This is a genomic window from Micromonospora sp. NPDC051543, assembly GCF_044454415.1.
GTDB lineage: Bacteria > Actinomycetota > Actinomycetes > Mycobacteriales > Micromonosporaceae > Micromonospora.
Genome location: NZ_JBITDT010000009.1, coordinates 31,020 through 57,310, shown reverse-complemented (window position 1 = coordinate 57,310; position 26,291 = coordinate 31,020). Strand labels below are relative to the sequence as shown.

Genomic DNA, 26,291 nt, shown 5'->3' with positions numbered 1-26,291 from the left:
GGCGGACCGATGCGGCGCAGGGGCGCGGCGTCAACCGGCGCCGAGGCAGACGAACGCCGCCGCCGTGGCCCCGGCGGTGCCGTCGCCGGGGCTGACGAAGGCCTGCTGTGCGTCGGCGAGAGCCTGGGCGGGGCGGACGCCGGCCCGCATCCGTCGGTGCAGGTCGAGCATGAGAGCGGTGGTGGGGTCGGCCGGCACCGGCAGCACGGTGGCGATCAGGCACCGTGCGCCCAGGGCGAGCAGCACGGCGGTGAAGCCCATGACCTCGTCGCCGGGACGCACCCCGGTCAGCCCAGAGTCGCAGGCGGAGAGCACCACGCAGCCGGGCGGCCGGGAGACCCGTTCCCACTCGTACGCGAACAGCGGCCCGTCGGCCAGCTCCAGGGTGGAGAACTGGGGGTTGTCGGCGCGGAAGGTGCCGTGGGCGGCGATGTGGACCAGGGCGGCCCCGTCCAGCGCTGCGGTCAACGCGTCGGCGGTGGCGTCCGTACCGGTGAGCAGGGTGGCCCCAGGCAGCACCTGCGCGAGTCGGCGTACCTCGGTCCGGCCGGCCGGCAGGCGCGGCCCGCAGGCCAGGACCGAGGGCCCGGCCGATGGTTGCCGGCCGTCCGCCCTGAGCCAGGCGGTGGCCGACGGGGCAACCGTCACGGGACGTCCGGCACAGGTCGGCAACCCTGACCACGGCAAGGCGTGCAGGGCTCCGACCGGCACGATCACCAGGGGGCGGTCGCCGAGGTGCCGCCGCAACGGATCGAAGAGCTGGCGGTCCAGGGTGGCGGCGGCGTGCCCGGCCCCGGCCCGCGCGGTGGGCGTGTCGCCGGTGGTGACCAGCCGGCGCAGGGCGAACCGGTGCCATCGGACCAGGTGCACCGCCTCGGCGAGCGGGCCGAGGTCGTGCAGGCTTGCGCGGCCGTCGCGGATCAGCACCGCCCGGAGCCGGTCGCCGTGGGCGATCAGTTCGACAAGCACGCGGGAGCCGAGCCGTCCGGCGAGCATGCCCACGCCGGGCGGGGTCACGACGCCGCTTTCGCCGGGCACCCGGCGGGCCAGGTCCTGGATGCGCCGTTCCAGCCGGGCCTGCCGGGTGCGCAGGGCGTGGGCCGGCCGGCCGGCCAGCACGGTGTCCTCCAGCAGGCTACTGACGAGCCGGAGTTCGGTGAGCGCCGCGAACAGGTCCGGGTCGTCGGGGGGCAGCGCCGGCCGCATCCGCAGGGTGTTTGCCCGCCAGCGTTCGGCCCAGGTCAGGGTCCGGGCCGGGGAGCCGGCGCGGACCGCGATGTCAAGGCCCTCGACGGCCAGCTCTTGCCCGTACGTCCCGCTGTGCGCCCGTAACTCCGTAGCACCGAGCGACGTGCGGTGCCGGTCGAGGACGGCCAGCCCTCGGCGCAGGGCCCGGGCCGCACCGGAGTCGTCCCCGGTGAGCCGGCGCGACCGGGCCAAGGCGTACCAACCCTGGGCGCGGCGGGGGGCGGTGCCGCTTCGGCGGGCCTGGGCGGCCACGTCGAGCAGGGCCACGGCCCGGTCGACGCGACCCGAGGCGGCGGCCAGCAGGCCGGCTTCGATGCGGGTGGTCAGCGCCGGGCCCGACCACCCGGTGGCGTCGAGCTGGCCGGCGGTCCGCACCATCGCGGCGAGCAGGGCTGCTGTCCGGCTGCCCCGGCGGAACTCCGCGCGCAGTTCGACGTGCCGGGCGAAGGCGGCCCAGGTGCGGCGGCCCTGACGCCGGAACCTGACCCGGGCCTGGGCGGCAGCCGCGGTCGCGGTGTCCAGGTCGTCGGCGAGCAGTGCGGCCCGGGCCTGGGCGAGCAGCGCCTCGGCGAGGTCCGAGGCCATTCCTCTGCGTTGCAGCTCCCGTACCGCGGCGGCGGCGACCTCGACCGCCTCGTCGAGCAGCGGCACCGACAGTAGCAACTCGAACCGGTCCAGCAGCAGCGCCGGACGGGGGACGGCGAGCCGCCGGTACTCCTCGTCGACGTCGGCGAAGCAGCGTAGCGCCACGGCGATCTCGCCCCGTTGCCCGGCGGCGATGCCACCGTTCCAGCGGGCGTCTGCCGCTGCGAGGTCGAGTCCGAACCGGCGGAAGACCGCCGCCGCCCGGGAGAGGTCGTCGTCGGTGCTGCCGGGGGAGCCCCGGTGCGCGTTGAGTAACCCACGATTGTTGCGGGCGCGGGCCTCCAGTATTGGATCGCCTTCGCGTTGGGCTATGTCGATGGCGATGCCGTAGTCGCGCACCGCCTCGGCATAGCGGCCGCGGTAGTGCAGCACCACCCCCCGCTGCATCCGGGCCCGGCCGGCGTCGGCGCCGGTGAGCTGGGGCAGCGCGGCGGTCACGGCCCGCAGCGCGGCAGCGGTACGACCGGCATTGGCCAGCACGTACCCGAGGCTCATCCGGGCCAGCGCCTGGGTGCGGGGTGTGCCGGCGGCCCGGACCGCCCGGCGTAGGTGGCGCAGTGCGCCGGTCAGGTCGTTGAGCTCACGCAGGGCCAGGCCGATGGCCCGCTCGGCGGTGGAGCGCTCGTCGTCGTCGACGGTCTGACCGGCGAGCACCTGGTGGGCGATCCTGATCGCCTCGGGTGGGTGTCGCTGGACGGCGTCGAGTGCCGCCTGGGCCGCCGAGGCACCGGAACCGGTGCTGTCGGGCATGCACTAGAGAGTCCACGACGGACAGCCGCGAGTCAACGTCGGAAATCCGTCGCGGGAATGTCTGCAATGGATGTACTGCTTGGTTGCGTAATTGACAAGTGCCGATTGTTCGGAATAATTGACGGTCCGGGAATTCGCTGCGCTCACCATCAGTGGGCGCGCTTCTCTCACGAGCATGGAGGTTCCGTGCCGCCGTCCCACCACCCCACCGTGCCAGGCCCGGCCGGCCGGCTGTCCCGACGGCGGGTCCTGGCGCTGTCCGCGCTGGCCGTGGCGGCACCGTTCGGCGTCGTACCACGCCCCGCCCCGGCGGTCGCTGGCGATGCGGACGCCAACGCCTACCAGAAGGCGTTCGAAGCGGCGCTGGCAGCCGACCAGAACGTGCGCCGGTATACCGCTCCGGGGCGGGAGATCCTCTATCGGCCCCGGCAACTGCTCGCCGCCGACGCCGACGTCAAACGGGTCGCCACCTGGTTGCGCACCCACGATTATCCGGTGACCGTCGCAGCCGGCTTTGCCGGTGTCACCCGGCTGCTGTTCGATCGGGAGACCGACATTCCCGGCGTTGTGGGCAAACTGCGCGACCCCCGGCAGTGGCCCGGCCAACCGGTGCCGGCGGTGCAGCCGCACCATGTGCTGCTCGGCCTGGGCAACATCATGGGAAACCCGGGCACGCCACCCCGCCCGGCCGCGGCGCTGCCGCCGCCCGACCCGACCCGGCTCGGCGAGGGCGCAGACGTCACAGTCGGCATCTGCGACACCGGGATCTGGCGGCAGGCCGGCACCTGTCATCCACAGTGGCTCGGCGGCGCTTATCTGCCACAGCTCGACGACGAGGACCCGCTCTACTTCCACACCGACGTGCTCGCCCCGCAGGGCGGGCACGGCACCTTCGTCGCCGGGGTGGTCCGGCAGGCCGCGCCGGGGGTACGCGTCGACCCGGAGCAGGCCCTGGACCCGACCGGGGTGGGGGACGAGGCGACGGTGGTGGCCGCCCTGAGCCGGCTCGCACCGCAGGTTTCCGTCTTCAACCTCTCGCTGGGCGGATACACCCTGGACGATCAGCCGTCGATTCCACTGGCCAACGCGCTGGCGGCGCTGCCGACGACGAGCGCCGTGGTCGCGGCGGCCGGCAACGCCGGCACCAGCCGTCCGCTCTGGCCTGCCGCCCTGGACCGGGTGCTGGCGGTCGCGGCGGTCAGTCAGACGAGCGGCGGTCCGGTGCCGGCGGTCGACAGCTGCTACGGGCCCTGGGTGGACGCCTGCGCACTGGGCGAGCGCCACAGCACCTACGTCGAGGGGCAGCTGCCGCTACCCGGGCGGCCGGTGCGGCAGTTCCACGGGTTCGCCATCTGGGCGGGTACCTCGTTCGCCACCGCACACGTCTCCGGGCGGCTCGCCGCCCTGATGACCGCCGCGGGTCTCAGCGCGGACGCGGCGCGCACGACCCTGCTCGCCGCCCCCCGTTGGCATCCCGACTACGGGGTACTCGTCGGATGAGCCGCGTCGACGGCCGGGCGGTGACCCGGTGATCGGTGCCAGCGCGACCAGCCTGCTGTCCGCCGCCGCCGGCGGGGACGAGTTGGCCTGGGCCGAACTGGTACGCCGGTACACCCCGATCGTGTACTCGGTCATCCGGGCGTACGGCCTGAGTCGGGCGGATGCGGCCGATGTCAACCAGACCGTCTGGCTTCGACTGGTGGAGCAACTGGGCCGGGTACGCGAACCCGAGGCGTTGCCGGCCTGGCTGGCCACCACGGCCCGGCGCGAGTGCTACCGGTTGTCCCGTCTCAGCCGCCGGGCCCAGCCCGTCGACCCGTACGACCAGTCGCTGGAGACCTACCACGGGTTCTCCGGGGAGCTGGCGGCGATGGCTCCCGCCCCGGACGACGAGTTGCTGCGCGCGGAGCAGAGGCAGGCGTTGCGCGCGGGTTTCGTCCAGCTCCCGTCGCGCTGCCAGGCGTTGTTGGCGCTGTTGACGGCCGACCCGCCGGTGAGCTACCGGGAGGTCGCCGAGCGGTTGGGGGTTCCCGTGGGCAGCATCGGCCCCACCCAGGCCCGTTGCCTGCGTAGGCTGCGGGCATGTCCGGCGATCGTCGAGTTTCTTGGCCCGTCCGTCATCGGCACGAACGGGGGTGAGCCGGATGGAGCCGTGGCCGCCGGTCGATGACGATGCGTTGACAACGGAGCTGGGTGCGGCGTTGTGGGACACCGGGCCGGTCTCGGAGGCATACCTGAGTGCGGCGTTAACGGCGTTCACCTGGCGTACCGCGGACGCGGAACTGGCTGTCGCCGAGCTGACGTTCGACTCGGCGGTCGACGCCGAGCTGGTGGGAATGACCCGGTCTGCCGCGTCCGCGCGGACCCTCTCGTTCCGCAGTGGATCGGTGGTGGTGGAGATCGAGGTGAGCGACGCCGGGATCGTCGGGCAGGTCTTTCCGTCCGGTGGCGGACGGGTGAGTGCCCGTACGGCAGCCGGCACGTACGACGAGGCGCCTGTGGACGCGGTGGGTTTCTTCTCGTTGGGCGTCCCACCGGCGGGCCCTGTCCAGTTGTGCGCGCGCACCGTCGGGTGCGCGGTGTCCACCGCCTGGGTCTGTCTGCGTTGACCTCCCGGCCGCTGTTGGGGCGGCGGGGCAGCCGGCGATGCTCGGCCGGTGTCCGACCTCGACCGGGACCACGACGAGGGTGGGGTGCGGACCGGACGGCCCGCACCCCACCCTGATCGGTGACGATCCGCGCTACCCCCGCTGCTCGCCCCCCAGCAGGTACTGCACCCCACCGAGGTCGGCGCCCTCAGTGCCGTCGGCGTCCGGCCCGAACTGGGTCACGTTGAATGCGGTCTCCTTGGTCAGGACGGTGTCGGTCGAGAAGGCCAGGGAGAACTCGAGGCGCTCACCGGGCTTCAACACCAGGCCGTTGATGCTGGCCTTCGCCGGTTCCACGATCTCCACCTCGGTCTTGCCGACCTGGCGGACTCCCGTACCGACCTTGCCGGTGGCCTCCCAGCGCTCGAACAGGGTCGGGCCGAGGTCGACGACGACCCGGGCACCCCGAGCCTGCTCCGCCGGCTGGGTGAAGACCAGGTCGTTCCGGGTCTCCGCGGTGGTGACGTTGCCGATGGCGAACGGCCGGACGACTCGCGGCCCGCCTGGCGTGAGCCGGACCGAATCGACGTTGCGCCAGGCGATGTTGTTGTTGTGCAGGGTGTTGACGCTGTTGCTGGGGCCCTCGAAGGTCATCGGATCGGTGGGCGACACCCAGCGCGCCAACAGGCAGAAGTGGCCCGGTCCGGGCACCCCGGTCCACGGGATCGTCACCGTGGTGACGCCCGGGTAGACGGTCACGCTGGCCGCGCCGATCTGGGTCCAGTGCGTCGGCCAGGTGGCGCCGCCGCCCGGGGTGGTGCGGTAGATGCGCAGCACTCCGCTGCCGATGCCCGAGCCGTACGGGCCGGGGTTGCGCAACTTCACGAACAGGTAGTTGGTGACGCCGACGATCGGGTTCTGACTGACGGCACACTCGACGGCGGTCGGGCAGACCTTGATGTCGGGGCTGGCCCACAGCGGGCTGTACGAGTGTGGCTGGATGCCGGTGTCGGCGGCGACGTCCTTGATGTAGACGTCGGTACGGGCCGCCGAGGCGGCCTTGCCCTGCGGTGCCTCGCCGGGTGCCGCGGTGGCGGCGGTGACCGCCAGCAGAGCGGCCAGCGCCGCGCCCGTGAGTACGGCCAGCGTCGAGCGGCGGAGGTGCTTTCCTACCTTGCCCATGACAGGTTTTCTCCCATCGGCGGGGGACGCCGAACCCGGCGTGTTTCGATGCCGTGTCGGCGCGATGACGTAGTTGAAGAGTCGTCAATGCGCCGGGAAATACCGCCGCGGGTCCTGGCGTCAGATGACGCCAGGACCGGCAAAAACGACGGGCGTCGATGAGGCTGAAGAGCAGCCTTCCCGGTGCCGCTGCGGCGATCGTGACGCCGGCGTGCGGTGGCGGGGTCTGCTGCTGGTCGTCATCGGCGGCACCGGCTGGCAGATCGCGGCCAGCACCTACCGGGCGCGCCGCGTCGGCTTCGAGAGCGAAATGGTCGCACTGGCCCCGGGCGGCCCGGTCGCGTGCCGGCGGCTACGGGCGTTGCCGGGGTCGGCGAGGCGCGTCACGATGCCGGGGTCGGCGCGCGCTTGGCCCGCTGGATCTGCGCGTAGACGTGGGTCCGCAGCTCGGTGAACCGGGGCAGCGCCCGGGTGGTGAGCTGATCGCGCTCTGGCGGGAGGTCGATCACGAGGTCTTCCTGCACCCGGGTCGGCGAGTGGGACAGGACGAGCACGCGCTGGCCCAGATACACGGACTCGTCGATGTCGTGCGTCACGAAGACAGTGGAGATGCCGCGGTTCAGGTGCAGTTCGCGTACGAGGTCCTCCAGGTCCGCGCGGGCCTGCGCGTCCACCGCCGCGAACGGCTCATCCATGATCAGCACTTCGGGCCGGTACGCGATGGCGCGCGCGATGGCCACCCGTTGCTGCATCCCACCGGAGAGCTGCCACGGATGGCTGCGGGCCGACTGCGGCAGTCCGACCACGTCGAGGGCGTCGGCGACCCTGCGGTCGCGTTCGGCGCGGGAGAGCTTCTGGTGTCGAAGGGGAAGCTCCACATTGCCCCGGACCGTCAGCCAGGGATAGAGGCTGCGGCCGTACTCCTGGAACACCACCGCCATCGCCGGGCTCGGGCCCGTCACCGGAGACCCCTCCATCTCGACGAGGCCGCTGGTGGGCCGGAGCAGTCCGGCGAGGCATTTCAAAAGGGTGGTCTTTCCGCAGCCCGACGGGCCGACGACGCACAGCAGTTCGCCGGGCATCATGGTGAAACTGAGATCCCCGATCGCCTCGACCTCGCCCCGGCCGGAGGCGTAGACCTTCCGCAGGTGCTCGACCCGCAGCAGGGGACGTGCGTCAGGCACGGTTGACCTCCCTCATTCCGTGGTACCAGCGCAGGATGCGGCGTTCGACGACGCCGAAGGCCACGGCGAGGAGTACGCCGATGAGACCGAGCAGGAGGATGCCGCTCCACATCTCGGCAATGAGGTAGTTCCGCTGGAAGTAGGCGATCCGGTAGCCGAGGCCGGCCGAGGACGCGAACATCTCCGAGATGACCATGAGGATCAGGGCCACCGAGAGGGCCTGGCGTACGCCGGTCATGATGCGCGGACTCGCCGCCGGGAGGATCAGCAGCCACACCCGGTCCCACCGGGAGATCCGGTACGAGTCGGCGGTCTCCAGCAGCACGCTGTCGGTCGCTCGGACGCCCTCGATCGTGTTCAGCAGGATCGGCCAGATCGCGCCGGAGGAGATGACGACGACCTTCATGGTGTCGGTGATGCCGAGCAGGAGCATCGCGACCGGAATCAGCACCGGTGGCGGGATCGCGCGAAAGAACTCCAGCACGGGTTCGAGGATCTCGCGGAGCGGGCGGAACCGGCCGATGAGGACGCCGGCGGCGACGCCGAGCATGATCGACGCGATCAGGCCGGCCAGCAGCCGGTACACGCTCGGCAGCACGTCGTCGACGAACGCCGGGCCGATCCAGGTCTGCCGGAACGCGTCGAAGAGCGGGCGGGGGCCGACGAGGAACCGGTTGGCCGACCGGGTGGACCAGACGGCCCAGAGCCCCACGGCCAGGATGGGAAGCCCGACCGCGTACAGGACGTCCTCGGCGACCCGGACGCCGAGGCCGCGAGGGGCGGTCCGGCCCGTACCGAGGGCGGTCATCGGGTTGCCTCGTCCGCGAGCACCGACTGGTGCCAGGCCAACGAGCGGCGTTCGGCGAAGCGGAACACGACGTTCACCACCACACCGAGGAGCCCGGTGACCACGACGAGGCCGTACAGGCCGACGGCGTCCCCGGCGGAGCGTGACTGCTCGATCATGCGTCCGAGGCCGGGGTTACCGATCACCATCTCCGCGGTGACGGCCAGGATGAGCGCGACCGCCGCGGCGAGGCGCAGGCCGGTCATCAGGTACGGCAGAGCGGTCGGAAGGACGAGATACCGCAGCCGCTCGTAGCGGGTGAGGCCGAAGCTCCGCGCGGTGTCCCGGGCGACCGTGTCGACGTCGGCGACGCCGTAGATCACCTGCACGAACACCTGCCAGAACGCCGCGTAGACGATGATGACGAGCGCCGCGCGCATCTGCAGGCCGAACATCAGCACGGCGAGGGGGATCAGCGCGACCGACGGCACCGGCCGCAGGAACTCGACGCTCGTGTGCGTGGCGCGACGCAGGAACGGCACCATCCCGACCACGGTCCCCAGCGCGACCGCCGCGAGCGTCGCCACCGTCAGGCCGATCGCCCAGGACGTCATGGTGAGCCGGAGCCGCCGCCAGAACGCCAGGTCGCGGGCCTCCTGGAGGAGCCACCCGAACACGTCGGTGGCGTACGGCAGGTCGTGCGGGTCGGCCAGTCCCAGTGTCGGGATCAGTTGCCAGACGACGAGGAACCCCAGCAGGCCGACGGCGCCCAGCAGGATCTTGCGCATCGGCTGGCTACTGCTGCTGCTGGATGAGGCGGTCGAAGTCGGGTCGCCGGTCGAGGACGCGGTACTTCTGGGCCAGCGTCGCCAGTTGCTCCAGGCCGGCCCGGTCGAGCTCCCACCCGAATGCCGGGAGCCGTACCGAGTCCGCCACCGGCTCCGGCAGTTCGAGGTTGTCCTTGATGGCCTGGCGGAGGTCCTTCTCGTTCGCCGGATCCTTGGCCCAGGTGAGCGTCTTCTTCATCGCCGCCGAGAAGTCCGTGATCAGCTCGGCGTCGGAGTTCTTCAGCTTGCTCGACGTGATCGTGGTCAGGGTGGTGAGCCCGGGCACGGTGGCCTGGTACGGGGCGACCACGAGAACGTCACCGCGCTTGCGCATCTGGGTGATGAACGGCTCGGTCACCCAGGCGGCGTCGATGTTGCCGGCGGCGAGCTGGGCCGGTGCGTCCGGAAAGGCCACCTCGACGAACTTGATTTTGGTGGGGTCGCCGCCGTCCTTCTCGACCGCCGCCATGATCGTGACATCGCCGGCGGCGCCCAGGCTGTTCACCGACACCTTGCGTCCGGCGAGCTGGGCCGGCCGGGTGATACCGGACTTCGCGGACGCCAGCACGGCGTTGATGTCGTCGCCGTCGGCGTAGGACGACGCGTAGTTCCCGATGATCACCACGCCGAGGTTCTGCAGGTCGGCGCGGAACGGGCCGAACGGCTGGCCGATGGCGAAGTCGATGTCGCCGTTGATCAGGGCCGGGATGGCCTGGGCGCCGCCCTGTGCGGGCACCACCTCCACGTCGAGCCCCTGCTCCCGGAAGATGCCCGCCTTGATGCCGCCCCACAGCGCGGCGGTCTCGCTGATCGGCAGCGCCGCCACGCGGACCTTGCGCAGGTCGCCGCTCGCCCCGGGGGACGGATCGGTGGCATCGGAATCCGTGCAGCCGGTCAGGGCGATCACGACGCCGGCGAGAACAGCGAGGGCGGTGACCTTCTTCATGGACGGACCCTTCCGTGCGCAGCGCTTGTGCAGCCTCAGAGGTGGGGTCGACGGAGTGCTGAAAGCATCCGACCGCGTCGATCAGCGTCATGCAGAAGCGATTGATTGTCAAGAATTCCCAAAGGGCGAATCGCATAGCGGTGCGAGTGGTCCGATGGCGATGGGAACACGTCTTGACGGCCGACGATTTTGTGACCAAACTGTGCGGTTGGTGGCGTGGGGCGGAGAGGGCGACGACGTGGCAATCGTGATCGTGGGCGCTGGTATCGGGGGCCTCACCACCGCGCTCAGCCTGCACCGGGCCGGCTTCCGTGAGATCACCGTCTACGAGCGCGCCGCCGCGCTGCGCCCACTCGGCGTCGGGATCAATCTACTTCCGCACGCCGTCCGTGAGCTGACCGAATTGGGTCTCGGGGAACGCATGGAAAGGCTGGGCGCCGCACCCGGCACGCTTGCCTACTACAACCGCTACGGTCAGCAGATCTGGAGCGAGCCGCGCGGACTGGACGCCGGATATCGCTGGCCGCAGCTTTCCGTGCACCGCGGCCGGTTCCAGATGGAACTGCTCGCCGTGGTGCGGGAACGGTTGGGCGCCGACGCGGTGCGCACCGGGCACCGGCTCGTCGGCGTCCGCGACGGCGTCGCGCACTTCGAGACGGCGGCGGGGGAGGTGAGCGCCGCTGGCGACCTGATCGTCGGCGCGGACGGCATCCACTCCGCGCTGCGCCGCCACCATCGGCCCGGCGAGGGGGCGCCCCTGTGGAACGGGCTGACACTGTGGCGGGGGACGGCACGGGCACCCGGATTCCTCGACGGGCGAACCATGATCATGGCCGGGGACGCGGAACAGAAGTTCGTGGCGTACCCGATCGGCGCCGGTCTCATCAACGTCGTCGCCGAGCGGCGCGGGCCCGGTTTCGCCGGGCCCAACGCGGACTGGAACCGGACGGTCGACCCCGCGCCGGTCGTCGCGCTCTTCGCGGACTGGCGTTTCGCGTGGCTCAACGTGCCGGAACTGCTGGCCGCCGCCGACGAGATCCTCGAATACCCCATGGTGGACCGCGATCCGATCGACACGTGGACCCACGGCAACACCACGCTGCTCGGCGACGCGGCCCACCCGATGTATCCGAACGGCTCCAACGGGGCGTCGCAGGCGATCCTGGACGCACGTACCCTCGCCTTCCACCTCGCCACCGCGCCGACGGTCCGGGCGGCGCTCGACGCCTACGAGGCGGACCGGCGGCCGGCGACCACCGCGCTCGTGCTGAGCAACCGGCGGCAGGGCCCGGAACAGGTGATGGTGCTCGCCCACGAGCGCGCGCCGGCCGGGTTCACGCACATCCACGACGTCATCGGACCGGAGGAGCTCACCGCTATCGCCACCGGCTACAAGAGGGCGGCCGGTTTCCTCCCCGCCGACCTCAACGAACGGGCCTCCCTGACGCCGTCGGCCTTCCCGGGCGTCCTGCCGTGACCGGCCCGGAGCCGACCGAACTGGACGCGGCGCGACTGGCGTCGGTGATCTCACCGCTGCGCCGCACGCTGCTCGCCGCCGCCCGGGCCGCCGAGCACCTGCCGGAGATCCCGGACGCGCAGATCGAGATCGTGCGGGCCCTGCCCCGGGGCACCGTGGCCGGCCCCGGTGAGCTGGCCGAGCGGCTGCGCCTGAGCCGATCCACGGTCAGCAATCTGCTCACCGCGATGGAGGGCAACGGTCTCGTCGAGCGTCGCCCCCGTCCCGGCAACCACCGCCACGTCGACGTCCTCGCCACCGCGAAGGCCCTCGACCTGTTCGACCGCTTCGACCTCGCGAGCGGAGACCTGGTCGCCCGCGCCGCGGCGACCCTGCCGGCGGCGGACCGCGCGGCCCTCGCCGCCGCGGTGCCCGCGCTGGAACGCCTCCGCGACGCCCTCGCGCACGACAAGGACATTCCATGAGTACGCGCCGAGCCGCCGGCCGGGACGCCGTGACCGCCCCGCCGGTTCCCGGGCTGGAGGCCGCGTTCGAGGTGGAGGTGCGCCTCGGCGCGCTGGAGGACCACGGGATGACCCGGGCCGGCCACCGTCGCGTGGTGCCTGTCGTCGGCGGCCGGGTGACCGGTCTCTTCGAGGCCGACATCCTGCCCGGCGGCGCCGACTGGCAGGTGGTCCGCCCCGACGGCGCGATCGAGATCGACACGCGCTACTCGGCGCGCACCGCCGACGGCGGTCACGTCTACCTGCGTACGTTCGGCGTCCGCAGCGGCCGCCCGGAGGTCCTTGAGGCGTTGCTGCGCGGCGACGCCGTCGAGGCGTCCGAGTACTACTTCCGCCTGGGCGTACGACTGGAGACGTCGGTGCCCGCGCTGGCCGTCCTGGAGCAGTCCGTCTTCGTGGCGTCGGCGATCCGCGAGGCCGACCGGGTGCGCTACACCGCCTACCGCGTCACGTAGCTGTTCCCGCGCTGGCGAGAAGTTCCGGCTGCTCGTTCCGGCTGCTCGTGGGCGGCCGATGGGCCACGTGGCGTCCCCTACGCTGGTGCCCTTTCTGCAAAGGGTGTGAGCGGTGCCGGCCGTCCGGGAGAGACGGCGTGGCACGTGGTCACCGGCGCGGGGCCGGCCCGCTGGACTGCCGGATGGTCAGGTGCGTGGGCAGCAGCACGGTCTGACGGGTCGCCGGTTCCCCCAGGTGCTCGAGGTGGTCCAGCAGCATGGACACCGCCACCCGGCCGGCCTGTTCGATCGGCGCGGTGAGGGTGGTCAGCGGAGGGCTGCAGAAGTCGGCGCCGAAGATGTCGTCGCAGCCCACCACGCTGATTTCGCCGGGAACGTCGACGCCGCGTTCGGCCAGCCGCCGCAGGATGCCGATCGCCAGCAGGTCGTTGAAGGTGACCCCGGCGGTGGCGCCGGTGTTCAGCAGCGCGTCCGCGGCGACCGACCCGGAGCTGCGGGACACGCCGAACGGTCCGACGCGGGCCGCGGTGAGGCCGTGTCGGGCCATCGCGGTCCGCATTGCCCGCCACCGGGCCTGGTCGGCCCAGGAGGACGGCGGTCCGGCGACGTACGCGATCGCCCGGTGATCCAGCGAGACCAGGTGCTCGACGGCCTGCATCACCCCGTCCGGGCTGTCGATGACGACGCTGCGGACCCGGGGGACGTTGCGGTTGACGGTGACGACCGGCAGTTCGGCGGCAATGTCGGAGAGGGTCTGCTCCCGAAGGCGGGAGGCGGCGAGGATCACCCCGTCGATCGACCGGCGCACCTTGTGCAGCAGGTGGTTCTCCAGCTCGGCCGAGTCCTCGGTGTCGATCAGCAGCAGGGCGTGGCCGGCGGCGCGCAGTTGTTGCTGCGCGCCGCGGATCAGTCCGAAGAAGAACGGATTCGTCGCGTCCGAGACGAGCAGGGCGACCGTCTCGGTACGCCCCGACGACAGCGCCCGCGCCTGGGTGTTGGGTACGTAGTTCAGTTCGCGGGCAGCGGCCTGGATGCGTTCCCGGGTGACCCGGTTGACCCGGTCGGGCCGGCTCAGCGCCCGGGACACGGTCGAGGCGGCAACGCCGGTGAGGGCAGCGATGTCATTGATGGTCACGCGGCCCTCCCGGCGTACCGCCGCACGGGGAGAGGACGCGCCTGCGGGGTTCATGCACATCAGCAGAGCATCGATGGCAATTAATGGCAACCGATTGCCATCCGGTTTCCGTGGTTGTTACTTTCGCTCGCACGGATCATCGAACCGGGCAAATTCCCGGGCGTCTGGCTATGTGTTTTCCACGCCATTGCTCTCCGGACAGCCACCACCCAAGGAGCAGAGATGAACGCTATCCGCGCACTTCTCGCGGCGGCCCTGGCCGTCACGGTCGCCGTACCCGTCACCGCCTGCGATCCCGGTAGCTCCGCCGAGGATGGCGGGACGCTCAACGTGCTCATCGGGGCGAACTCGATCTATCCCGAGGAGCAGAAGCAGTGGTTCGCCGACGTCTCGGCCAAGTTCGAGCAGCAGGCCGGGGCGAAGGTCACGTTCGAGACCTTCGCCAGCCCCACCGACGAACTCACCAAGATCCAGACATCGATGCTCTCCGGGCAGGGGCCAGACGTCTATGCCCTCGGCACCACCTTCACCCCGACGGCATACTCCACCGGCGCCTTCGTCGACCTCACGGCCGAACAGTGGACGAAGGTCGGCGGCCGGGACCGGTTCCTGCCGGCCACCCTCGGCATCTCCGGCCCGGACGCCGCGCACGAGGTTGGCATCCCCTTCACCAGTCGCCCGTTCGTCATGGCGTACAACAAGGAACTGCTGGCCGCGGCGGGCATCGACAAGCCGGCCAGCACCTGGGACGGCCTGCGGCAGCAGGCCAGACAGCTGACCGGGGCCGGCAGGTACGGCTTGGCCGTGGCCTACGGCGACGGCTTCGACCCGTGGAAGTTCATCTGGGCGATGAGCATCCAGGCCGGCAACCCGCTGGTCGCCGACGGCAAGGCGCGGCTGACCGATCCGGTCACGGTCAAGGCCTACCAGACGTACCTCGGCTGGCTCGCCACCGACAAGGTCGTCGACCCGGCGGCGACCGGCTGGAAGAACGCGCAGGCCATCGCCGCGTTCGGCGCCGGCAAGGCCGCCTTCCTGCCGATGGTCTCGGCGACCTCGAAGGTCACGCTCGACAAGTCCGCGGTCGCCGGCAAGTACGGCTACGCGATCATGCCGACCGTTCCGCCGGGCGCCAGCAGCCTGGCGTCCGGCGGGGTCGGCGCCACCAGCATCCTCTCCGGTGACAACCTGGTGATCGCCAAGTACAGCAAGAACCAGGACCTGGCGCTGCGTCTGGTCAACATGCTGACCACCGCCGAGTCGCAGGAGATCTACTACCGGACCTTCGGCGAGTTGCCGACGAACGCGGAGCTGGCGAACCGGCTGGTCGCCGACCCGGCGCTCGCGGCCATCGTGGACTCCGCGTCGAAATCGCACAGCACCCCGTTCCACGGCGGGTGGAGCAAGGTGCAGCTCGCGCTGGTCAACGTGGTCGTCCAGTCGGTGCCGAACCTCGCCGCCGGCAAGGTCGACGACACGGCCCTCAACGCCCTGCTCACCCGGGCACAGTCCGAGGCGCAGGCCGCGCTGGACAAGGCGAAGTAGATGACCGTCACCGACCCAGCGACGGCGGACGCTCCGGGCACCGGCGATGCGCGCCGGGCCGGGGTGGCCCGTCCGTCTCCGCCGCGCCGCCGTCGCGGCGCGACCGCCGGCGGTGCCGCGGTGTGGCTGCTCGCGCCCGGCGGCCTGCTCACCCTGACCGTCATCGTCGTGCCGTTCGTCGTCGCGCTGGTGATGTCGCTGCTCGACCTCGACCAGTACACCTTCCGGCAGTGGCTGTCGGCACCCTTCGTCGGTGCCGGCAACTACGTGGAGGCGGTGAGCCGCACCAGCCTGCCGCACGCCATCTGGGTCAGCGGGTCCGCGGCGGTGATCGCGACGCTGCTCGCGTTGCCGCTGGGGGTAGCCGCCGCGCTGACCACCCACCTGCCGTTCCGCGGACGGTCGCTGATCCGGTCCCTCTACCTCATCCCGTACGTGCTGCCCGCCTTCGTCGTCGGCACCATCTGGCGGATCATCCTGCAACCCGACGGCGTCGCCAACCAGGGCCTGGCGACCCTGGGCATCGCCGGCGGCCTGTGGCTGAACGGGCCGAAGAGCTACCTTGCCCTGATCGTCGTGCAGGCCTGGTCGGGCTGGCCGCTGGTCTACCTGCTCGCACTGGCCGGCTTGCAGGGCATCGACGACAGCCTGCACGAGGCTGCCGCGCTCGACGGCGCGCAGTGGTGGGCGAAGCTGCGCCACATCATCCTCCCGCTGCTGCGCCCCCCGGTCGCGCTCGCCGCGATCATCTCGCTGCTGCACATGGTGAACAGCTTCACCCTGCCGTTCGTGCTGTTCGGCGTCCCGAGCCCGCACGACGTGGAGGTGCTGCCGGTGCTGACGTACGTGGAGAGCTTCCAGAACCTGCGGTTCGGGCTGAGCGCGGCGATGGCCGTCATCTCGCTGGTGCTGATCCTGGTCCCGCTGCTGGTCTATCTACGCACCGTCAAACTCGACGCGCCGGAGGCTGCCGCATGAACTCCGTGCATCGCCTGCTGCCCCGACCACTGCAGATCGGCCTGACGGTGATCCTGCTGACCATCGTCGGCGCGCCGGTCGGCTACGTCTTTCTCGCCTCGGTCAACACCGACCTGGCCGTGGCCGCCGGCAACTTCTGGCCGGAGCGGGTCAGCGTCGACAACTACGTCCGGATCTGGTCGACCGTTCCGCTCGGCCGAGGGCTCGCGAACAGCCTGCTCGTCGCCGGCACGGTGGCGGTGACCTGCGCGGCGGTCGCGGTCTTCTCGGCGTACGTCCTGGTCCGGCACCGGTTCCGGGGCCGGCGTACCGTGCTGCGCGCGCTGCTGGGCATGCAGTCGATCCCCGGCACGCTGCTGCTCCTGCCGGTCTTCGTGCTCTTCGCGACGATCGGCAGCAGCCTCGGCGTGCCGACGATCGGCACCCGTTGGTCGCTGGTCGTCACCTACCTCACGTTCGGGCTGCCGTTCTCCACCTGGATCATGGTGACCTACCTGCGTGAGCTGCCCGGCGAGCTGATCGAGGCCGCCCGCGTGGACGGTGCCGGGACCTGGCAGATCCTGCTGCGTGTCGTCATCCCGCTGAGCTGGCCGGGCCTGGTCGTCGCGGCGATCTTCGCGTTCCTGCTCGGCTGGAACGACGTGCTGTTCGCCTCGGTCATGACCGACGTGGACACCCGCACCGCGGCGGTCGTGCTGCAGGTCTTCGGCGCGTCGCAGGAGGGCGGGGCGATCCCGCCGTACGGGCAGATGATGGCCGCGGCTCTCGTCTGCGCGGCCCCGGTGGTCGCCCTCTACCTCGCCTTCCAGCGGTACATCGTCAGTGGGTTGACCGCGGGAGGCGTGAAGTGACGGCGTGGACGCTGTCCGGCTTCGGCGACGAGATCGATCCCGACCCGGCCGTGCAGCTCGCGGTGCTCAGTGCCCTCGGCGCCCGGCACATCGAGGTACGCAGCGCGTGGGGCACCAACGTGGTGGAGCTCGACGACGCCCAACTGGACGCCCTGGCGGAGGCGGTCGACGCACGCGGCATGGCGGCTTCGGCGGTCGCGTCGCCCGTCGGGAAAGTCGACGTGACCACCGAGGACGGCGGTGAGCTCCATCGGCTGCGCGCAGCCGTGGCGGCCGCGCACCGGCTGGGCAGCCGGTACGTCCGGATCTTCTCGTTCTACCGCCCGGCCGGGGTCGCCCCGGCCGAGATCCGCGCGGCGGTGCTGGCGCGGATGCGGGCCTTCGCGGCCCTCGCCGAGGACTCCGGCGTCGTGCTGCTGCACGAGAACGAGAAGGACATCTACGGCGATGTGCCGCAGCGGATCGCCGATCTTGTCGAGTCGGTGGACTCACCCGCGCTGCGCGTGGCCTGGGACAACGCGAACTTCGTGCAGGTCGGGGTGCGGCCCTACGACGACGGGTACGCGCTGCTGCGCCCGCACCTGGAGTACCTGCAGGTCAAGGACGCGATCATGGCCACCGCCGAGGTCGTGCCCGCCGGCCACGGCGACGGCCAGCTGCTGCGGACGCTCACCGCGCTGCGCGACGACGGCTATGCCGGCTTCGCCTCCCTCGAACCGCACCTCACCAGCCAGCACGGCCTCGGCGGATTCTCCGGCCCCGCCGAGTTCGGCCGGGCGGCGCGCGCGTTCGTGAACCTCACCGCCTCGATAGGAGTGCATCTTCGATGACTGTCCTCAATGTTGTGATCACGGGCAGCGGGGTCATCGCCCGTACCCACGCCGGGGCGATCCTTCGGCACCCCGGACTGCGTCTCACCGCGCTCGCCGACCCGGACCCGCAGGCCAACGACCGGCTCGCCGGGTGGATCGGCGAGCAGGGCGGCCCGCCGCCGGCCCGGTACGCCTCGCTGGGCGAGGCCCTCGCCGCCGAGCCGGCCGACCTGGTGGTGGTCTGCACGCCGAGCGGTACGCACGCCGACCTCGCCGAGGAGGCCCTCGCGGCCGGCGTACACGTGCTCGTCGAGAAGCCCCTCGACGCGTCCCTGCCGGCGGCCCGCCGCATCGCCCGGGTCGCCACGGACGCCGAGGGGGCCGGTCAGGTCTGCGCGGTGGTCTGCCAGCACCGGTTCGACCCGGCCAGCGTCGCGGTCGCCGCCCGGGTACGCGCCGGCGACCTGGGGCGGCTCACGTCGGCGGTGGCCAGCGTGCCGTGGTGGCGGGGCCAGCGGTACTACGACTCGGCGGGCTGGCGCGGCACCTGGGAACAGGACGGCGGCGGCGCCACCATCAACCAGGGCGTGCACACCGTGGACCTGCTGCTGTGGCTGTTCGGCCGGCCCGAGGAGGTGTTCGCCTACACGGGCGTCCTCGCCCACGAGCGGGTCGAGGTGGAGGACGTCGCCGTGGCGGCGATCCGGTTCGCCGACGGTGCGCTCGCCGTGCTGCACGCCACCACCGCGGCGTACCCGGGCCTCGGCGTGCGGTTGCAGGTGCACGGCTCGCAGGGGTCCGCGGTGATCCACGACGACCAGCTGGAATACCTGCACACCGCCGACGGCCCGGACCCCTCCGCATACGCCGTCGGGCCCGACCGGTCCGGCGACGCCGTGCCACCGTCGCAGCTGCGGGGCGCGACCAAGCCCGACGACGCCTTCGTGACCGGGCACCTGCGGCAGTACGACGACACGGTCGAGGCGATCCTCGGTGGCCGGCGACCGGGGGTCACGGCGGTCGAGGCATTGCTCGACGTCGCCGTGGTCAAGGCGATCTACCTCTCGGCGCACCTGCGTCGGCCGGTGTCGGTTCCGGCGGTGGTGGCCGGGGACTTCGACGGCGTGCTCGCCGCCGTCGAGGGCTCCGCGGCCACGGTGCCGTCCGCCCTGGGGGCGGGGGTGGCGCGATGAGGTGGTCGGTGTTCACGGCGTCCACGCCGGACTGGACGCCGGAGGAGACGGTCGGGCAGCTGGCCGCGCAGGGCTGGGACGGTGTCGAGTGGCGGGTCACCGACCAGGAACCGGCCCGACCGCCCGGGTTCTGGGCCGGTAACCGGGCGACCGTCCCGCTGACCGGGCTGGAGGGTGAGCTGACCCGGATCGCCACGATCACCCGGGAAGCGGGGCTGGCGCTGTCCGGGCTCGGGGCGTACGTCCCGGCCGCCGACCACGGCAACGTCGAACGGGTGTTGGCCGCGGCCGCCGCGCTGGGCGCGGAACGGGTCCGGGTGACCATGCCGCACCTGGGCAGCGGCGACTATCGGGAGCTGATGGCCAGCACCCGCCGGGACCTGGCGTGGATCGCCGGGCGGGCGGCGGAGCACGGGGTGACCGCGCTGGTCGAGCTGCATCATGGCACCATCGTCGCCTCGGCGTCGGCGGCGATGCGGCTGCTCGACGGCCTGCCGCCGGAGCATGCCGGGGTCATCCACGACATCGGCAACCTGATCATCGAGGGATTCGAGGATCCGCTGGCCGGCTTCCAGCTGCTCGGCCCGTACCTGGCGCACGTGCACGTGAAGAACGTCGCGTGGCGGGTGAGCGGCACCCGGGACGACGGGGGACCGCGCTGGTCGGCGGAGTGGGCGCCGTTGCGGGAGGGGCAGGCTGACCTGGCGGCCTATCTCGGCGCGCTGCGCCGGGTCGGCTACGACGGGTGGGTGACGGTCGAGGACTTCTCCACCGCCGTGCCGCTGGCTCAACGAACCCGGGACAACCTGGCCTACCTTCGGGAATTGGACCGTCGGGTACGCGCCCCCGCGCATCTGCCGGCCTCACAGCTTTCTGACAACTCTCCGTGATCCTTGCTGCGTCCCCGCGTTCAGCAAGGAGAGACAGTGACGGTGAGATCTGCACAGCTCGGCGCGATGGCGGTTGTCGTGGTCTTCGGCCTCGGCGGCTGCTCCGACGGAAGGACCGAGACGCAACCGCCGCAGGTGGCGACCCGCGTCGAGCCCTCGACCTCCACGGCCGCGTCCCCGTCGGCGGCCGCCAGGGAACGTCCCCGGCAGCGACTCGATGACACCGAGGCCGATTATCAGGCGCTCCTTCAGCCCTACAAGAAGTGCATGGAGGCCCAGGGCATCACCGACGAGAAGAGTATGTCGGGATGGGCCGGCGGTGACGATGTCCCAACGAAGCAACGCACGGCGCAGGAGGCATGCAAGGACCACTGGCCGTTGCCGCCGTGGGAACTGGACCCGGCGAACCCGCAGGCCAAGGACTTCACCCGCGAGGTGGTGAAGTGCCTGAAGGGTAAGGGCGTCAAGGACGTCGAGGCCGCGCCCGACGGTGTCGGGGTGGTGGCCGGCGGCGCTCACAGTGACGCCGGATCCATTGCGATGACCGGTGAGCTGCTGGACGACTGTCAGCGTGAGGTCGCCGCCCGCGGGTAGGGATGGTGCGGTCGGGGCGCTGGTCACACGGTGGCCAGCGCCCCGGTCGGTGTCATCCGGGCCGCGCGTATCGACGGGTACACACCGGCGAGGATGCCGACCAGGACCGCGCCGGCGAGACCGGCCAGCGTCGATGCGAGCGGGATGACCACCGGCCACCCGTGGTGTGCGGCGTAACCGGTCGCGACGAGTACGCCCAGGGCGGTGCCCGCGACACCACCGAGGGTGGCGAGCGCCACCGACTCGGTGAGGAACTGACCGCGGATCTGGCCCCGGGTGGCACCGAGTGCTCGGCGCAGGCCGATCTCCGGGCGCCGTTCCAGCACCGAGATGACCATCGTGTTGGCCACGCCGATCCCACCGACCAGCAGCGACATCGCGGCCAGGCCGAGGAACAGCGCCGAGAAGGTGTTCTCGGTGGCGCGCTTCGCCGCGAGCGCGTCGGACGGGCGGCTGACCTGTACCTGCCCGGGCTGAGCGGGGTCGATCGTCTGGGGCAGGACGGCGCGTACCGCTTCGACCGACTCCTCCCTGGACTGGATGTAGAGGACCGTGGGGTGGCCGTCGAAGTTCAGGTACTGTCCGGCGGCTGGCCAGCCGACCAGCACGGACCGGTCGATGTCCGGGAGCAGCGGGGTGGTGGCGAGGATCCCGACGACGGTGAACCAGGTACGACCGATCATCACCTGAGGACCCGGCCCGGTCTCCGGCACGTCGCCGACTCCGAGCCGGGCGGCTGCCATCGAGCCGAGCACGACGGTCGGGAACCGCTCCGTGGCCGGGGTCAGCCAGTGCCCGATGTGGACCCGGGCGTTGATGGCGGGCAGCAGATCGAGGCGGGCGGCGAGGACGCTCAGCCCGGAGCCGTCCTGGGGATCGGTGCGGTCGGAACGGCGTACCAACGTGTGGGTGTTGGCGACCGCGCTGACCCTGGTGACCGGGCCGATCCGGGCGACCATTCCCACCGACTCCTTGGGCAGCAGCACCGGTGGGTCCTGATTCGGGGTGCCCATGGCCTGTAGCGTGTTCGTGCCCAGGGCGGAGAGTTCCCGCATGAGGGCCGCCTGGCTGGACGCGGGGATGCCGGTGACGACGATCATCGTGGCGATGCCGATGGAGATGCCCAGCGCCGACAGGGCCGCCCGCACCGTGCGGGTACGGAGCCCGAGTAGGCCCAGTTCGAGCAGGTCCAGGGGCGTCAGGCGGACCGCCTTCGGGGGCGTCGTGTCCTTGCTCATGAGGCGGTGTCACTGACGAGGCGGCCGTCGCGGATCTCGATCTTGCGAGGTAGTCCGTCGGCGGTGTCCCGGTCGTGGGTGATGATCGCGATGGTGGTGCCCTCCTCGTGCAAACGGTGCAGCAGGTCCAGCACGGCATGACCGTTGTGGCTGTCCAGGGCGCCCGTCGGCTCGTCTGCGAGGACCAGCGCCGGTTCGTTGACCAGGGCACGGGCGATGGCCACCCGCTGACGTTCGCCGCCGGACAGTTGGTGGGGCAGGTGGTTGACCCGGTGTGCCAGGCCCACCCGGGCGAGTGCCTGCTGGGCGAGCGGGCGTCGGCGGCGGCGCGGTACGCCGGCGTAGAGCAGGCCCGTGGCCACGTTCTCCGTGGCGCTGAGCCCGTCGGCGAGGTGGAACCGCTGGAAGACGAAACCCAGCATGCGGGCCCGGAGCGCGGACAACCGCCGATCGGACAGGCGCGACACGTCCAGACCGGCGATCTCCACCGTGCCGCTGGTCGGCCGGTCGAGCGTGCCCATGATGTTCAGCAGCGTCGACTTGCCGGACCCGGACGGCCCGACGATGGCCAGCAGCTCCCCGGCCGCGATCCGCAGACAGACGTCGTCGAGTGCGGTCACCGGGCCGGGGTAGACCATGCTGGCGTGCCGTACGGCGAGCACCGTCATGAGGTGGTCACCACCGCCGTGCCCTCGGTGAGCCCGTCGCCGGTGATCTCGACCAGACCCGTGGCGAACATGCCCGTCTCGACCACGACCAGCCCGCCGCCGGCGACCTGGACGGCGTACCCTCCCTCGCTGAGCGCGACAAGCGCGCCGACCGGCACGGCCAGCACCCCCTGGCGGGTCTCGCCGACGAAGCCGACCTGCACGTCCGCGGAGTCCAGGTCTCCGATCGTCGTCGGGTCGTCGACGGTGACCGTGACCGTGAGCTTCGGCGGTGTCCCCTCCTGGGCGCCCTCCGCGACCTGCAGCGCGGTGCTGACGGCGGAGACCTTGCCGGCGGTGACGCCCTGCGGGAGGGCGACGGTGACCACGTCGCCCTTGTCGATCGTGGCCGCCCGGGCCGCGTCGACCGGTACGGTGATCACCTTCGCGGTCGGAGTGACCGACATCAGCGGCGCCTGGGCGGGGTCACCGAGCTGTGCGGCGAGCGAGTCGACCCGGACCGCGCCGGGCAGGACCAGCACGTCCCCCACGTCGATGCGGCCGGTGACCGGCAGTCGGATGTCCTGCTGCCAGCGCCGGATCGCGTTGATCAACGTCCTGGTCAGTACGTCCTCACCCGCGCCGACGACGACCCGTCTGGTCGGTGGCCGTCCGGTGGCCGAGGCGCTCGACGGGGAGGGCGGAGACTCCGGGTCCGACGTGGTGGCCGGCGGAGGGGCCGGATCGGGGGCGACCACCGTAGCGCCGGTTGGCGGTTGTGTGCCGGTCTCGTAGCCCAGCGCCGAGAGGTTGGCGAGGACCGTGTGGACGTCCCGGCCGACGGTGTTGACCTCGCCGAGTGTCCGGAACAGGGGCGTCGCGCCGTAGAGCAACGGCACCGCCCGGTCGTTCACGCGGTAGAGCTGCCCGCCGCGCCTGATCGTCGATCCCGGCGTCGGCAACCACGTCACGATTCCGCCCTGGGCGCCCTTGAGCGGATGGGCGGCGCCGTAACCGAGGCTGCCGGGGAACGTTTCGGTGCTGGACAGGTCGGTTCTGACGATCGGCGTGGTCCCCACGGCGACCGGTTGGTCGGGCGCCGATGTCGTAGCCGGCCGTCCCACCCACGCGACCACTGCGCCGGTCGACCCGACGAGGGCGACGAGGCCGACCAGCAAGGCCCGTACTGTCTTCGACATGGCGGCGATGATGGCCGCGCACTGTGAGGAACCTGTTAGCCTCCGGCCACGATTCGGGCGGCGAGATCGGTGCCACCACCGTCCTATAGTCGGCGGCATGTGCGCGTACGTGCTGGTCGCGGAGGACGACGAACGCCAGGCCGAGGTGCTGCGCCGGTATCTGCAGGCCGACGGGCACCACACGGTGGTGGTGCACGACGGCCGGTCGGCGCTGCACCAGTTCCGTGCCCGGCCACCGGAACTGGTGGTGCTCGACGTCATGATGCCTCGCCTCGACGGTCTCGACGTGTGTCGCATCCTGCGCGGCGAATCCGAGGTGCCGATGCTGATGCTCACGGCCCGATCCACGGAGGACGACCTGATCCTCGGGCTCGAACTCGGCGCCGACGACTACCTGACCAAGCCGTACAGTCCGCGCGAGCTGACGGCTCGGGTCCGGACCCTGCTGCGTCGCGCCCAGCGTGCGCCGAACCCCGCTGGCGTACTCAGGGTGGGTCGCCTCGGGATCGATCCGCAGCGCCACGAGGTGACCGCCGGCGGGGTGCGCATCGAGTGCACGCCGGGCGAGTTCGCCATCCTCGCCGCCATGTCCGAACAACCCGACCGGGTCTTCACCCGCAACCAGCTCCTCGAACACACCAGCGGCCTGGACCGTGACTCCACGGAGCGGACCATCGACGTGCATGTGATGAACCTGCGCCGCAAGATCGAGGCCGATCCGCGCCGTCCGGCGCAGCTGTTGACCGTGTACGGGGTCGGTTACAAGCTGACCAGCGGCCCGAGCTGATGGGCGGCCACGGCGTACCACTGCGCCGCAGCCTGATCGTCCGACTGCTGGCCACCTCGGTCCTGGTGGCGGTCAGCGCCACCGTGACCACCGCATGGCTCGTGGTGCAGTCGACCACCCGGGCGGTCCGGCAGGAACAGGGCCGTTCCCTGGCCGAGGACACCAGCGTCTACGACCTGCTGCTCGGCTACGCGGCGACCCACACCGACTGGTCCGGGGTGGGCCCGATCGTCGACGAGCGTTCTCGCGAACTCGGCCGCCGGATCAGCCTGACCACCGAGGACCGGCAGGTTCTCGCCGACTCCGGTGACGGCCCGTCGCTGGAGTCGGCGCGACCCTCGGCGGTCGTGGACCCGTTGCGCCTCGATCTGAAACTGGCCGGTGGCACGCAGCACATCGATTCCCGCGTCGTCGGGCCGTACCGGCTGACCGACGCGGAACGACGGGACCTGCGGGCCGCCGCGGACGAACAGGTCTCCTGCCTCAGAAGCCAGGGGGTGGCCGCGGAGATCGTCGAGACGGCGACGGGCCGGCCGACGGTCCGCTGGCCCGACGGCGACCCGCAGCGGGTCCCACTTTCCTGCAACGGGGGGAAACTCGACGAGCGCACCGGGACCGAGGAGGCGGCGCTTTCCGCACTGGAGAGCATGACCCTGGCCTGCCTGGGCGTCGACCCGCTGCGGGCGAAGCTGGCCATCTGGCCGGACTTCACCACGTCGTTCGGTGAGGACGGTAAGCCCGGCAGCGTCACCCGCGCCCGGCAGCTCAACGCCTGCGTCCTCAAGTCGCGGCAGACCCAGCTCCAACCGTACGTCGCCCCGCCGGTGCTGCTGTTCGTGACCGATCCCGGCGGCGGTACGACACAGCCGACGTTCAACCTGTCCCGGCCCAACGTCATCCGCATCGCCGCGGTCACCGGCGCCGTCCTGGTGCTGGCGATCCTGGTCACGATCCTGGTCGGGGCCCGTCTGGTCCGCCCACTGCGCACGCTCACCGAAGAGGCCCGCCGACCGGTGCGGGACCAGGCCCGGATGCCGGTCGCCACCAACGACGAGATCGGTTACCTCGCCGCCGCGCTGAACGACCTGTCACAACGTCGCGAGCGCACCGAACAGCAACGCCGGGCGATGGTCAGCGACGTCGCACACGAGCTGCGGACTCCGCTGACCAACCTGCGCAGCTGGCTGGAGGCCGCGCAGGACGGCCTGGCCCCCGTCGACCCGCAACTTCTCGCCCTGCTCCTCGACGAGACCGCACACCTGCAGCACATCATCGACGATCTGCGCGATCTGGCGTCCGCGGACGCGGACACCCTGCGCCTGCACCTCGAACCGGTGTACGTGAACGACGCCCTCGCGCAGGTCGCCGACGCGCACGGAGGATCCGCCGAAACCGCCGGTGTACGACTGCTCGTCGACACGCCGGGCGACCCGGAGGTGATCGCCGATCCGGTACGGCTGCGCCAACTCGTCGGCAACCTGGTGTCAAACGCCGTCCGCCACACTCCGGCCGGTGGAACCGTCACCATCGCCTCCCGAGTCGTCGGGGGCCAGCTCACCGTCGAGGTGGCCGACACCGGCACCGGCATCGCGTCCGACGACCTACCGAAGGTGTTCGACCGGTTCTGGCGTGCGGACAACTCGCGCACCAGAAGCACCGGCGGCAGTGGACTGGGCCTGGCGATCGCCCGCAAGCTCGCCGAGGCGCACGCCGGGACGATCTCGGTCGAGAGCACCGTCGGGATCGGATCCACCTTCACCGTTCGGCTACCGGTCACGCAGTCTCTGCCAGTGTGATCGCCTGCCGGATACCCGGCGTCGGCGTCGGCGT

The 26,291-nt window shown here is 71.6% G+C and carries 25 protein-coding genes; 15 read left to right on the top strand and 10 right to left on the bottom strand.

The genetic code is table 11. The features are described from left to right. Nucleotides 1-30: 30 nt before the first annotated feature. A complete protein-coding gene (locus ACIA3K_RS17680; RefSeq protein ID WP_396802232.1) occupies nt 31-2,643 on the bottom strand; it encodes a CHAT domain-containing protein in 2,613 nt (870 codons plus the stop codon). A 186-nt stretch (nt 2,644-2,829) separates the two neighbouring features. On the opposite strand from ACIA3K_RS17680, the gene ACIA3K_RS17675 reads away from it, so the two are divergent. The 3 genes from ACIA3K_RS17675 to ACIA3K_RS17665 are packed head-to-tail and all read left to right on the top strand — an operon-like array spanning nt 2,830 to nt 5,252. Continuing rightward, nucleotides 2,830-4,143 carry a S8 family peptidase gene (locus ACIA3K_RS17675; protein WP_396802230.1) on the top strand — a complete coding sequence of 438 codons (1,314 nt, stop codon included), beginning with the start codon at nt 2,830-2,832 and terminating at the stop codon, nt 4,141-4,143. 28 nt (nt 4,144-4,171) lie between these two features. After that, nucleotides 4,172-4,813, top strand: a complete 642-nt coding sequence (locus ACIA3K_RS17670) for an RNA polymerase sigma factor (RefSeq protein WP_396802228.1) — start codon at nt 4,172-4,174, stop codon at nt 4,811-4,813. Further along, complete coding sequence (locus ACIA3K_RS17665) at nt 4,788-5,252, top strand: hypothetical protein (RefSeq protein ID WP_396802227.1); 465 nt, start codon at nt 4,788-4,790, stop codon at nt 5,250-5,252. The genes ACIA3K_RS17670 and ACIA3K_RS17665 overlap by 26 nt, the downstream gene beginning before the upstream one ends. Nucleotides 5,253-5,384: 132 nt before the next feature. On the opposite strand, the gene ACIA3K_RS17660 is transcribed toward ACIA3K_RS17665, so the two are convergent. From ACIA3K_RS17660 to ACIA3K_RS17640, 5 genes are all read right to left on the bottom strand, one after another. Beyond that, nucleotides 5,385-6,413, bottom strand: a complete 1,029-nt coding sequence (locus ACIA3K_RS17660; protein ID WP_396802226.1) for a hypothetical protein — start codon at nt 6,411-6,413, stop codon at nt 5,385-5,387. A gap of 383 nt (nt 6,414-6,796) precedes the next feature. Then, complete coding sequence (locus ACIA3K_RS17655) at nt 6,797-7,597, bottom strand: ABC transporter ATP-binding protein (RefSeq protein WP_396802224.1); 801 nt, start codon at nt 7,595-7,597, stop codon at nt 6,797-6,799. Further along, nucleotides 7,590-8,405: an ABC transporter permease gene (locus tag ACIA3K_RS17650; RefSeq protein WP_396802222.1), complete on the bottom strand. Its 816-nt coding sequence runs from the start codon at nt 8,403-8,405 to the stop codon at nt 7,590-7,592. Before ACIA3K_RS17650 ends, ACIA3K_RS17655 begins: the two co-directional genes overlap by 8 nt. Then, nucleotides 8,402-9,172 carry an ABC transporter permease gene (locus ACIA3K_RS17645; protein WP_396802220.1) on the bottom strand — a complete coding sequence of 257 codons (771 nt, stop codon included), beginning with the start codon at nt 9,170-9,172 and terminating at the stop codon, nt 8,402-8,404. The genes ACIA3K_RS17650 and ACIA3K_RS17645 overlap by 4 nt, the downstream gene beginning before the upstream one ends. A 7-nt stretch (nt 9,173-9,179) precedes the next feature. Further along, the gene (locus ACIA3K_RS17640; protein WP_396802218.1) at nt 9,180-10,157 is read right to left on the bottom strand and encodes an ABC transporter substrate-binding protein; all 978 of its coding nucleotides are present in this window, start codon (nt 10,155-10,157) and stop codon (nt 9,180-9,182) included. Nucleotides 10,158-10,395: 238 nt separating this feature from the next. Between ACIA3K_RS17640 and ACIA3K_RS17635 the strand changes: the two genes are divergently transcribed. From ACIA3K_RS17635 to ACIA3K_RS17625, 3 genes are read left to right on the top strand one after another with little or no spacing between them, the layout of a single operon-like run. Beyond that, a complete protein-coding gene (locus tag ACIA3K_RS17635) occupies nt 10,396-11,634 on the top strand; it encodes a flavin-dependent oxidoreductase (protein ID WP_396802216.1) in 1,239 nt (412 codons plus the stop codon). Continuing rightward, nucleotides 11,631-12,098, top strand: coding sequence for a MarR family winged helix-turn-helix transcriptional regulator (locus tag ACIA3K_RS17630; RefSeq protein WP_396802215.1), 468 nt, complete (start codon nt 11,631-11,633; stop codon nt 12,096-12,098). Before ACIA3K_RS17635 ends, ACIA3K_RS17630 begins: the two co-directional genes overlap by 4 nt. After that, nucleotides 12,095-12,592 (top strand): DUF3237 domain-containing protein, encoded by a 498-nt coding sequence (locus ACIA3K_RS17625; protein WP_396802213.1) that lies wholly within the window; start codon nt 12,095-12,097, stop codon nt 12,590-12,592. The genes ACIA3K_RS17630 and ACIA3K_RS17625 overlap by 4 nt, the downstream gene beginning before the upstream one ends. A gap of 148 nt (nt 12,593-12,740) precedes the next feature. Here ACIA3K_RS17625 and ACIA3K_RS17620 read toward each other — a convergent pair whose 3' ends face one another. Beyond that, the gene (locus tag ACIA3K_RS17620) at nt 12,741-13,727 is read right to left on the bottom strand and encodes a LacI family DNA-binding transcriptional regulator (protein WP_396802212.1); all 987 of its coding nucleotides are present in this window, start codon (nt 13,725-13,727) and stop codon (nt 12,741-12,743) included. 222 nt (nt 13,728-13,949) lie between these two features. On the opposite strand from ACIA3K_RS17620, the gene ACIA3K_RS17615 reads away from it, so the two are divergent. Genes ACIA3K_RS17615 through ACIA3K_RS17585 form a run of 7 tightly spaced genes read left to right on the top strand, consistent with a single transcriptional unit; the run spans nt 13,950 to nt 20,590 of the window. Then, a complete protein-coding gene (locus ACIA3K_RS17615) occupies nt 13,950-15,272 on the top strand; it encodes an ABC transporter substrate-binding protein (protein WP_396802211.1) in 1,323 nt (440 codons plus the stop codon). Beyond that, nucleotides 15,273-16,250 carry a carbohydrate ABC transporter permease gene (locus ACIA3K_RS17610; RefSeq protein WP_396802209.1) on the top strand — a complete coding sequence of 326 codons (978 nt, stop codon included), beginning with the start codon at nt 15,273-15,275 and terminating at the stop codon, nt 16,248-16,250. Further along, complete coding sequence (locus tag ACIA3K_RS17605) at nt 16,247-17,101, top strand: carbohydrate ABC transporter permease (RefSeq protein ID WP_396802208.1); 855 nt, start codon at nt 16,247-16,249, stop codon at nt 17,099-17,101. Before ACIA3K_RS17610 ends, ACIA3K_RS17605 begins: the two co-directional genes overlap by 4 nt. Next, on the top strand, nt 17,098-17,931 hold the full coding sequence (locus tag ACIA3K_RS17600) for a sugar phosphate isomerase/epimerase family protein (protein WP_396802207.1): 834 nt from the start codon (nt 17,098-17,100) through the stop codon (nt 17,929-17,931). The genes ACIA3K_RS17605 and ACIA3K_RS17600 overlap by 4 nt, the downstream gene beginning before the upstream one ends. Then, the gene (locus ACIA3K_RS17595; protein WP_396802206.1) at nt 17,928-19,106 is read left to right on the top strand and encodes a Gfo/Idh/MocA family protein; all 1,179 of its coding nucleotides are present in this window, start codon (nt 17,928-17,930) and stop codon (nt 19,104-19,106) included. The genes ACIA3K_RS17600 and ACIA3K_RS17595 overlap by 4 nt, the downstream gene beginning before the upstream one ends. Further along, entirely contained in the window at nt 19,103-19,996 is an 894-nt protein-coding gene (locus ACIA3K_RS17590) for a sugar phosphate isomerase/epimerase family protein (RefSeq protein ID WP_396802205.1), read from the top strand. Before ACIA3K_RS17595 ends, ACIA3K_RS17590 begins: the two co-directional genes overlap by 4 nt. A gap of 36 nt (nt 19,997-20,032) precedes the next feature. After that, complete coding sequence (locus tag ACIA3K_RS17585; RefSeq protein ID WP_396802203.1) at nt 20,033-20,590, top strand: hypothetical protein; 558 nt, start codon at nt 20,033-20,035, stop codon at nt 20,588-20,590. A 23-nt stretch (nt 20,591-20,613) separates the two neighbouring features. Here the strand turns inward: ACIA3K_RS17585 and ACIA3K_RS17580 are convergent, their stop codons facing one another. Genes ACIA3K_RS17580 through ACIA3K_RS17570 form a run of 3 tightly spaced genes read right to left on the bottom strand, consistent with a single transcriptional unit; the run spans nt 20,614 to nt 23,674 of the window. Then, nucleotides 20,614-21,828: an ABC transporter permease gene (locus tag ACIA3K_RS17580; RefSeq protein WP_396802201.1), complete on the bottom strand. Its 1,215-nt coding sequence runs from the start codon at nt 21,826-21,828 to the stop codon at nt 20,614-20,616. Further along, nucleotides 21,825-22,496, bottom strand: a complete 672-nt coding sequence (locus ACIA3K_RS17575; RefSeq protein WP_396802200.1) for an ABC transporter ATP-binding protein — start codon at nt 22,494-22,496, stop codon at nt 21,825-21,827. Before ACIA3K_RS17575 ends, ACIA3K_RS17580 begins: the two co-directional genes overlap by 4 nt. Next, nucleotides 22,493-23,674, bottom strand: a complete 1,182-nt coding sequence (locus tag ACIA3K_RS17570) for an efflux RND transporter periplasmic adaptor subunit (RefSeq protein WP_396802199.1) — start codon at nt 23,672-23,674, stop codon at nt 22,493-22,495. Before ACIA3K_RS17570 ends, ACIA3K_RS17575 begins: the two co-directional genes overlap by 4 nt. Nucleotides 23,675-23,771: 97 nt before the next feature. On the opposite strand from ACIA3K_RS17570, the gene ACIA3K_RS17565 reads away from it, so the two are divergent. After that, nucleotides 23,772-24,461, top strand: coding sequence for a response regulator (locus ACIA3K_RS17565; RefSeq protein ID WP_396802198.1), 690 nt, complete (start codon nt 23,772-23,774; stop codon nt 24,459-24,461). Next, nucleotides 24,461-26,257 carry an ATP-binding protein gene (locus tag ACIA3K_RS17560; RefSeq protein WP_396802197.1) on the top strand — a complete coding sequence of 599 codons (1,797 nt, stop codon included), beginning with the start codon at nt 24,461-24,463 and terminating at the stop codon, nt 26,255-26,257. The genes ACIA3K_RS17565 and ACIA3K_RS17560 overlap by 1 nt, the downstream gene beginning before the upstream one ends. Nucleotides 26,258-26,291 lie beyond the last annotated feature (34 nt).

Coding starts and splice junctions, on each gene's coding strand:
- ACIA3K_RS17680 (WP_396802232.1), bottom strand. CDS start 2,643: ATGCCCGACAGCACCGGTTCCGGTGCCTCGGCGGCCCAGGCGGCACTC.
- ACIA3K_RS17665 (WP_396802227.1), top strand. CDS start 4,788: ATGGAGCCGTGGCCGCCGGTCGATGACGATGCGTTGACAACGGAGCTG.
- ACIA3K_RS17660 (WP_396802226.1), bottom strand. CDS start 6,413: ATGGGCAAGGTAGGAAAGCACCTCCGCCGCTCGACGCTGGCCGTACTC.
- ACIA3K_RS17650 (WP_396802222.1), bottom strand. CDS start 8,405: ATGACCGCCCTCGGTACGGGCCGGACCGCCCCTCGCGGCCTCGGCGTC.
- ACIA3K_RS17645 (WP_396802220.1), bottom strand. CDS start 9,172: ATGCGCAAGATCCTGCTGGGCGCCGTCGGCCTGCTGGGGTTCCTCGTC.
- ACIA3K_RS17640 (WP_396802218.1), bottom strand. CDS start 10,157: ATGAAGAAGGTCACCGCCCTCGCTGTTCTCGCCGGCGTCGTGATCGCC.
- ACIA3K_RS17625 (WP_396802213.1), top strand. CDS start 12,095: ATGAGTACGCGCCGAGCCGCCGGCCGGGACGCCGTGACCGCCCCGCCG.
- ACIA3K_RS17615 (WP_396802211.1), top strand. CDS start 13,950: ATGAACGCTATCCGCGCACTTCTCGCGGCGGCCCTGGCCGTCACGGTC.
- ACIA3K_RS17610 (WP_396802209.1), top strand. CDS start 15,273: ATGACCGTCACCGACCCAGCGACGGCGGACGCTCCGGGCACCGGCGAT.
- ACIA3K_RS17605 (WP_396802208.1), top strand. CDS start 16,247: ATGAACTCCGTGCATCGCCTGCTGCCCCGACCACTGCAGATCGGCCTG.
- ACIA3K_RS17595 (WP_396802206.1), top strand. CDS start 17,928: ATGACTGTCCTCAATGTTGTGATCACGGGCAGCGGGGTCATCGCCCGT.
- ACIA3K_RS17590 (WP_396802205.1), top strand. CDS start 19,103: ATGAGGTGGTCGGTGTTCACGGCGTCCACGCCGGACTGGACGCCGGAG.
- ACIA3K_RS17580 (WP_396802201.1), bottom strand. CDS start 21,828: ATGAGCAAGGACACGACGCCCCCGAAGGCGGTCCGCCTGACGCCCCTG.
- ACIA3K_RS17575 (WP_396802200.1), bottom strand. CDS start 22,496: ATGACGGTGCTCGCCGTACGGCACGCCAGCATGGTCTACCCCGGCCCG.
- ACIA3K_RS17570 (WP_396802199.1), bottom strand. CDS start 23,674: ATGTCGAAGACAGTACGGGCCTTGCTGGTCGGCCTCGTCGCCCTCGTC.
- ACIA3K_RS17565 (WP_396802198.1), top strand. CDS start 23,772: ATGTGCGCGTACGTGCTGGTCGCGGAGGACGACGAACGCCAGGCCGAG.
- ACIA3K_RS17560 (WP_396802197.1), top strand. CDS start 24,461: ATGGGCGGCCACGGCGTACCACTGCGCCGCAGCCTGATCGTCCGACTG.